Source organism: Paraburkholderia sp. SIMBA_054, from assembly GCF_046534875.1.
Classification (GTDB): domain Bacteria; phylum Pseudomonadota; class Gammaproteobacteria; order Burkholderiales; family Burkholderiaceae; genus Paraburkholderia; species Paraburkholderia hospita.
Genome location: NZ_JAWRXV010001375.1, coordinates 1 through 248, shown reverse-complemented (window position 1 = coordinate 248; position 248 = coordinate 1). Strand labels below are relative to the sequence as shown.

At 60.5% G+C, this 248-nt stretch carries 1 protein-coding gene; it reads right to left on the bottom strand.

Annotated elements, in window-relative coordinates; translation table 11 throughout:
• Nucleotides 1-248 (bottom strand): extracellular solute-binding protein (locus SB822_RS59575; protein ID WP_410859436.1); only part of this gene is annotated, 248 nt, incomplete at both ends.

Genomic DNA, 248 nt, shown 5'->3' with positions numbered 1-248 from the left:
CGAGCTTCTTGAATGCGCGGTCCTGACCTTCCTTGGTCGCCAGCACCTTGTACACGTCTTTCGGTGCAACACCGTCGGCCATCAACGCAAATTCGAGGTTGTAACGCGCGCCCTTGCGCATCGCGCGCTTGCCGGGGATCTTCTTCACGTCCCAGAAGTCGGCCCAGCCTGACGGCGCAGTCTTCAGCTTGTCGGCGTTATAGGCGAGCGCCGTCGACCACACGAAAAAGCCGACGCCACAAGTTTGC